The organism is Lactobacillus delbrueckii subsp. delbrueckii DSM 20074 = JCM 1012 (assembly GCF_001433875.1).
Classification (GTDB): Bacteria; Bacillota; Bacilli; order Lactobacillales; family Lactobacillaceae; genus Lactobacillus; species Lactobacillus delbrueckii.
This window is the reverse complement of record NZ_AZCR01000015.1, coordinates 24,457-30,456: the sequence shown is the minus strand read 5'-3', so window position 1 is coordinate 30,456 and position 6,000 is coordinate 24,457. Positions and strand designations below refer to the sequence as shown.

Sequence of the window (6,000 nt, the reverse complement as noted above, 5' to 3'; positions counted from 1 at the left end):
CGCATTTACCGGCGTAGATAGTCAAAATCTGCCAGATGTTATGGTAAGTGTTCAATTTATTCTTGCAATTGGCGTTTCTTTATTTCTTTAATTTCTTTAGATCTTTTTCTTTTTTCTGTTTTGTTTTCTGTTGATTTTTTAAAAAATTACTTGCCCAGCGGCACGTTGAACCACAGGTTGTTCAGGAAGCCTGAGAAGATCAAGAAGCTGAGGCAGACCACGTTGAAGGTCACGAAAATTGCCACCGCTTCAGTGAACTTGTTGTGCTTGACCAGCTTGTGCTTCTTCTTGAAGCGGAACCAGATGTCGTTGATGATGATGGCCACGGCGTGGTAAAGACCGTAGACGATGTAGTACCAGGTCAAACCGTGCCAGACCCCCATTACCATGAAGTTGACCAGGTAGGCCACTTGCGACAGGCGGTTCCGGTTCTTGATCAACCGCTTCTTCATCGCGAAGAAGGTGAAGCGCATGAAGATGAAGTCTCTGAACCAGAAGGACAGAGTCATGTGCCAGCGGTTCCAGAATTCCTTGATGTTGTGGGCCGCGAAAGGCTTGTTGAAGTTCATCGGCGTGTGGATGCCCATAAAGTAGGAAATCGACACGGCGAAGAGGGAGTAGCCCGCGAAGTCAAAGAACAGGTACATTGAGTAGCAGTACATGACCCCTAAAAGCCACCAGGACAGGTGCAAAGGATACATCCGCCCGGCCAGGATGGCCTGCTGCTCAAGGTATGGCAGGCAGTAGGTCCCGAAGAACCAGCCCAGGAGGAACTTGTACAAGAAGCCCTGGAAGAGGTATCTGACCGCGTAAGAGAGGTCCTTAATGTAGTCTTCCCGGCTCGGTGCCTTGTCATAGTCCTTGACGAAGCGGCGGTAGCGGTCGATCGGGCCGCTGGAGATGGTCGGGAAAAACAAGAGGAAGCGGGCGTACATAACCGGATCCACCTGCTTGATCGTCCCGTCGCGCAGCTCCATGACCACCTGGACCGTCTTGAAGGTCAGGTAGGAAATCCCTAAGAAGCCGAAGTCGATCCCCTGCTTGTGGGGCACGATCGGCCAGATTTTTACCCCGACCAAAGGCAGGATAGCCAGGATCACGGCCAGGCAGAATACCCAGGTCTTATTGGCCTTCCCCGTCTTCTTCCGGTAGTGCTGGTAGGCAAAAGTCACCAGGAACTGGTAGACGATATAGCAGATCAAGGTTACCCCCTGCTGCCACTTGTCCGCGTCGAAGATGAGGAAGATGAAAGCAAGGGAGACCAAGGCTTCGTACCACTTGTAGCGCTTGCCGAAGTAAAGGCCGATGATCAAAGGCAAAAGCGCGATCAACAGGTAGACAAAGTACTGCGGGTTTTCATATGGTTGCAGATTTATCACGCCTGGTTAACCTCCTTGATGACCGCCTTGATGTCGACCTTCCCGTTCTGGGAGATCGGCAGGGCGTCTTTGTAAAGGTAGCGCTGCGGGATCATGTACGGCATCACGTCCTTGGCCAGGCCGTCTCTGATCTGCTTGGTAATGGTCCCTTCAGCGAACTTGCGGCGGACCCCGTCGTTTAACTCAACCACGGCTACCAATTGCTTGATCGTGTGGTCAGGCTTGTAGATCGGGGCAGCAACCGCGTGGCGGACCAGCGGATTCTGGTTCATGTAAAAGTTGATTTCTTCCAGCTCGATCCGGTAGCCGTTGAACTTGATCTGGAAACCGATCCGGCCCTTGTAGAAGAGCAGGTCCCCGTCAAAGTAGCCCACGTCCCCGGTCCGGTAGTGCTGAACGCCGTCTTCCTGGTAAAAGGCTTCTTCGGTCTTTTCCGGGTTATTGATGTAGCCCTTGGAAACTGACGGGCCGGCGATGATCATTTCCCCGCTCTTGCCGTCATCGCCCTGGCTGAGGTCAATAGTGATTTCCGTATCTTCCTTGACATAGCCGATTGGCAGGCGGTCATATTTTTCCAGAATTTCCGGGGTGATCTCCACTTGCGTGACTGCCACGGTCGCTTCTGTTGGCCCGTAGGTATTAAAAATCCGGCTGTCCGGGAAACGTTTCTTGAGCATTTCAACTTCCTTGCGGGGCAGTTCTTCCCCGCAGAAGAGGAAGTGGCTGAGGCCGGCGTGGTGTTCTGCGTCAAAAGTCCGGTCCAGGAAGCACATTTGGGCAAAGGACGGAGTTGACACCCAGACATTTACGTCGGTTTCCGGCAAGGCCTTGAAGAGCTGGGCAAAGTTTTCCGTCACTTCGTGAGGCAAAACAACCAGTTCCCCGCCGCTCAACAGGGCCGGGTAGATGCTCATGACTGACAGGTCAAATGAGTAAGGGGCCTGGGCCAAAAAGCGCGGATGGTCCGGCAGGTCAAAGTCCTTCAGTTCCCAGTCAACGAAGCTAACCAGGTTGTCGTGGCTGATCTGGACCCCCTTAGGCTTACCGGTCGTCCCGGAAGTACAAATGATGTAGAAGTTTTCATCGCCCTTGACGTAGTCTGCCTCATCCGCAGTCCCCTCTTCCGGAACGTCGTCCGGCTTAAGCAGGGTCAAGTCGCCCAGGTCGACTTCCGGCAAGTCGCTGATGGCGATCAAGACCGGGGAGGCAGAGACTTCTCTGACCAGGTCGATTCTTTCAGCGTTAGAATAGTCGGCGATTGGCACGTAGCAGTGCCCGCTCTTTACACAACCTAAGAAGCAAGCCAGCATGTCAAAAGTCTGCCCGCCCCAAATCATAACGGGTACCTTGGCCGGTGCTTTTTCCTTTAACAAGGCTGCCCAGCTGTTAGCCCGCTTGATCAAGTCAGCGTAGGTGTTCTTTTGACCCAGGTAGTCGTAAACTACCCGGTCTGGTTCTCTTTGCGCGATCTCATCGATCGTCTTGACAATATTTCTCATTTCCACTCAACTCTCCTAAAATTCATTGTAAATAAAGCCAGTTGAACCCAAACCACAATATTCATACAAATAAATCAAGCCTAATAAAATGAGGCTGTAAAGCAGGGTTCGCAGGATAAAAGACCGGATGACCTTCCCCCGGCTGACTGGTGTCTTGTCTTCCATTAAGCTCATCTCCTCTTCTTTTCACCAGAGTCTGCTATCCCAATAGAATGAAACAACACAACTTACTTTTTTATTACAGTCAACTGTAACACATTATTCATATTTCGTTCACAGTCTTCTGACATTTTACCATTTCTTAACGTATTAAAAAACACAAAAAACTAGTCCTTCACCTTATATTTTTGCAAAAAACTACTTCAATTCGGCCTTACGCTCCTGGCTGTAGCAGAACAAAAGCGGAATTGAAGGCAGGAAGCCGACGAAGAACATCGCGATCAAGCTCATCCGCAAAACGTAGCTTGGGGACTGCCACTTGTCCAGCTTGGCGGTCGCCAGCACGTAGGCCGCGTACAAAACGACCAGGGCCAGGCCCCACAAGAAGCTGGCGTAATGAGTGACCTGGTAGAGGTAGAGCAGGCTGCTGGCCGGGATCAGGCAGGACCAGCCGGAAATCTGCACGTCGATGATGATTTTCTTAGCAAGTTGGCTATCCATTTTTTATTGTCTCCTTTATATGATATTCGCTATTTATCAGTTATTGTCCAGCAGGGCGTTGATATTGACCGACAGGGTCCGGTCCATGACCGTGATATCCTGGCGGGCATACTGGCTGGAGGCCGATTCAAAGAGGCAGAGCAGCTGGCCCTTATAGACTGTGATCTGCTCTAAGTAAGGCGGCATCCTGACCACCTGCTCGGCATTTGACTCGTCGAGGTTGTTCACGGCCGTGATCGGGAAGATGTAGAGCTTGGAATCCTGGCTGCCATATGACTGGCTGAGGAAAATTTTGTCCCCGTAGATGGCCAGGCCCTGGATCTGCTTGTTCATACTGGTCGTCCCGTCCGGGTCAGACCAGGAAACGGACTCGTTGATACTGGAAATCTCACTGGTGGTGATGGTGTTTTTGTACTGGCCGGACCGGGCCAGCTTGTAGCTGGCGACCTTGCCATGGCCATTTTCATTGAAGTAGCCGACAAAGAGCTGGTCATCGTAATAAGTCAGAGCTGAGGCCTCGGCGATCGAGTTGATCGGAATCTCATGATCATAAACCAGCTGGTCGCTGGTCTTGGCGCTGGCCACGTATTCGATCAATTTGGCCAAGGAGAAGGACATCAAGGCTGACTGCCCGTCCTTTGACCCGGTCAGCCAGATCTGCATCCCCTTAGGGTCGTAAGCAATCCCGCCCAGGTGCTGCCGGCCTGGCAAGCGGACCGTTTTCAAAAATTTCCCCGTCTTTTTGTCTAAAACATAAATGACCGAGGCATGCCGGTGCTGGCCGTCATAGGCCGTGATCAAAAGATAATTGTAGACTACGGCGATCCCCTGGGGGGTCATGGCGCTGGCTGAAGTAATCTTTTTTGCCTGGTAGTCATAGCTCCGCGTCGAAATGAGGCCCGGGATGACCACGTCCTGGCCCACCGTCGTCCTTTTCGGGATCTGGTAGGCGGCCTGATAGACGAAGCTGTAATTGTCCCGGATCGCCTTCCGGTAGGCTGTCAGCTTGTGCCAGGCCGGGCTGGTGCTGGTTTCGTCCTTGGCCTTGGTCAGCTTAGGCCGGGCCGCCAGCATGGCCTGCTTCATCTGCCACTGGCTGTAAGCCGAATAGGCCCAGTAATAGCCCCAGGCTGCCAGGCCCGCCAGCAGGATTAGGTTAAAAATCAGCAGGCGCAGCTTCCGGTGAAAATGGTGCTTCTTCCGGCTGACTAGTTTCTTTCCGCTTTTTCTGTCTTTTTTGCCCATTGGCCCTCCTTCCGGCCTTTTTTCTGCAATTTTTTCCCCTAAAAAAGAAAATTCCTCTCTATCTTAACAAGCCTGGCCAGGGGCGAAGCACTTTTTTGGCTTTTTTTGAATTTTTTCGCTAAATGTCATACTTTGTTCACATTTCCATTATAATATAATGACCGTAGCAAGCGAGAGCTTGCTACTACACTCAACTTTTTGTTTTTCATTCATACTCCTCCAAAGTAAATGAAAAATATCGACTGACTCCATAGTCGATTCATATCTATCCCTTTCGGCTCACGTGCGTTGCGTGAGCTTTTTTGTTGCTTGAAGAGGTCTTTATAGATCCGCAAGCAATTCTTTACTCTTTGTTAAGGAATTCCAAACCCTTTATTGAGAATTACCCTGTATGATAAACATGTAACGAGCTGGTAGAACTCGTTACAAATACTCCCACTTTTTTATTTCATTCATTCTTACTCCTCCAAAGTAGATGAAAACCAATTAGGCCTGCGCGAGCAGGCCTTTTTCTTTTTCCCAAATAGTTTTATACTTAAATTATGTCAAAACAAAAATTAGCATAGAAAAAATATAAGGAATTAGGTTGATGATTTCAGCAGCTATTCAACGCGTTCTCGCGGAAAAGTCCGGCTCCTTTTTGATTCCGGCCAGCAAGATTGCCATCGTTGAAGAAGACAATCCCCTTTACCATGCCTTCTTGATCTTAACCAAGGTCAAGTACGCCAAGATTCCCGTCTTGAACAAGAAGGGCCAGATCACCGGCCTCTTAAGCCTGGCCATGATCACCGACAAGATGCTGGACCTGGATGGCATTTCCGTTAAGCCTTTGAACAAGTACAAGGTCAAGGATGTCATGGATACTGACTTCGTTTCCATCAACTTTACGAAAAAAGACATCGAGACCCAGCTCCACCTGCTCGTTGACAACAACTTCCTCCCCGTTGTCGACGACCAGGGGGTCTTTCAAGGGATGATCACCAGGCGAGAATGGTTCAAGGCCTTCAACTACCTGGCCCACACTTTTGACGACCACTATGTCACGGTTGACAAGAAGTAGGTCCTTAAATTAGAAGCGAAGAATTAACAATTACAATCATAAGCATTTTCAGTGTAAGAAATCCAATTTGTGCTAAAATATATCTAGTAATCTATATTGTCTTTTAAGATAAAAAGTGTGTATCCACACTCCTTATTTTTACTATTGGGAGGAATAA

General features: G+C 49.8%; 6 protein-coding genes. 1 reads left to right on the top strand and 5 read right to left on the bottom strand.

What is annotated here, in order from left to right; all coding sequences use genetic code 11:
• Nucleotides 1-146: 146 nt before the first annotated feature.
• From dltB to FD23_RS03910, 5 genes are all read right to left on the bottom strand, one after another.
• On the bottom strand, nucleotides 147-1,379 hold the full coding sequence (gene dltB, locus FD23_RS03925; protein WP_025895612.1) for a D-alanyl-lipoteichoic acid biosynthesis protein DltB: 1,233 nt from the start codon (nucleotides 1,377-1,379) through the stop codon (nucleotides 147-149).
• Nucleotides 1,376-2,878: a D-alanine--poly(phosphoribitol) ligase subunit DltA gene (gene dltA, locus FD23_RS03920; protein WP_016396118.1), complete on the bottom strand. Its 1,503-nt coding sequence runs from the start codon at nucleotides 2,876-2,878 to the stop codon at nucleotides 1,376-1,378. Before dltA ends, dltB begins: the two co-directional genes overlap by 4 nt.
• 15 nt (nucleotides 2,879-2,893) lie before the next feature.
• Entirely contained in the window at nucleotides 2,894-3,043 is a 150-nt protein-coding gene (gene dltX / locus FD23_RS09225; RefSeq protein WP_074027727.1) for a teichoic acid D-Ala incorporation-associated protein DltX, read from the bottom strand.
• 192 nt (nucleotides 3,044-3,235) lie between these two features.
• Nucleotides 3,236-3,538, bottom strand: coding sequence for a hypothetical protein (locus FD23_RS03915; protein ID WP_025895611.1), 303 nt, complete (start codon nucleotides 3,536-3,538; stop codon nucleotides 3,236-3,238).
• 36 nt (nucleotides 3,539-3,574) lie between these two features.
• Nucleotides 3,575-4,783: a YncE family protein gene (locus FD23_RS03910; RefSeq protein WP_052933810.1), complete on the bottom strand. Its 1,209-nt coding sequence runs from the start codon at nucleotides 4,781-4,783 to the stop codon at nucleotides 3,575-3,577.
• A 589-nt stretch (nucleotides 4,784-5,372) separates the two neighbouring features.
• Between FD23_RS03910 and cbpB the strand changes: the two genes are divergently transcribed.
• A complete protein-coding gene (cbpB, locus tag FD23_RS03905) occupies nucleotides 5,373-5,843 on the top strand; it encodes a cyclic-di-AMP-binding protein CbpB (RefSeq protein WP_044880499.1) in 471 nt (156 codons plus the stop codon).
• Nucleotides 5,844-6,000 lie beyond the last annotated feature (157 nt).

Bases quoted from the DNA above. Each gene is read 5' to 3' on its own strand.
- FD23_RS03915 (WP_025895611.1), bottom strand. From the start codon at position 3,538: ATGGATAGCCAACTTGCTAAGAAAATCATCATCGACGTGCAGATTTCC.
- dltA (WP_016396118.1), bottom strand. From the start codon at position 2,878: ATGAGAAATATTGTCAAGACGATCGATGAGATCGCGCAAAGAGAACCA.
- dltX (WP_074027727.1), bottom strand. From the start codon at position 3,043: ATGGAAGACAAGACACCAGTCAGCCGGGGGAAGGTCATCCGGTCTTTT.
- FD23_RS03910 (WP_052933810.1), bottom strand. From the start codon at position 4,783: ATGGGCAAAAAAGACAGAAAAAGCGGAAAGAAACTAGTCAGCCGGAAG.
- cbpB (WP_044880499.1), top strand. From the start codon at position 5,373: ATGATTTCAGCAGCTATTCAACGCGTTCTCGCGGAAAAGTCCGGCTCC.